The sequence below is a fragment of the Bradyrhizobium sp. Mp27 genome (genome assembly GCF_029953005.1).
Lineage (GTDB): Bacteria > Pseudomonadota > Alphaproteobacteria > Rhizobiales > Xanthobacteraceae > Bradyrhizobium > Bradyrhizobium barranii.
In genome coordinates, this window is record NZ_JASAUS010000603.1 from 1 (window position 1) to 598 (window position 598).

Consider the following 598-nt stretch of genomic DNA (forward strand, 5'->3'; position numbering starts at 1 on the left):
GATTGTTCCATCGCCTTCAGTCTCCTCTCGGCTCTCTGACAAGCCAAGGATCGCAGAGCGAAAGCCGAAGCGAAACCAGTCAATCAAATGGGAGAAAAGCTCCGCTTACAGTGTATACAAGAAGATCGAATCTTTTCTTGGCGGTCTCCTCCTAATGCTCGCGCGATGGGCACCAAATCACGCGAGACCATTTACGGTGGGTCGGTCCGGGCAGCGGCAGAACGGGCGACCGAAGCGCGGAAGGAGGCCGACCGGCTCGCCGTTGCGGCGTGGAACGCGCGCATGCTCGGTTTCCAGGGGCCCGCGCAACCGTCGCCCACGCTCGGCGATGCGCTTAATGCCGGTTACCGCTACCTCGAAGTGCGCTGCCTTGGCTGCGACACGCACCAGACCGTCGCCCTTGGACATCGTGCGGCGACCGAAGGCGACGCCGGTTCATGAACTGGAGCGCTACATGCGGTGCAAGGACTGCTCGGAGGTGCGCGGCTACAGGAACCCGAACCGACGTGATATATCGACGGTCGTAACACAAAGGATGTCCTGAGCGTTCGAAGCTTTTTGTCCGTCGTCAGATAATTTGAGACTGGTCAGGCTTTTT

The 598-nt window shown here is 59.4% G+C and carries 1 pseudogene; it reads left to right on the plus strand.

The features are described 5' to 3' along the window. Positions 1–165: 165 nt before the first annotated feature. Positions 166–508, plus strand: a pseudogene (locus QJT78_RS51950) (hypothetical protein); the annotation flags it as partial. Between the last annotated feature and the right edge of the window lie 90 nt (positions 509–598).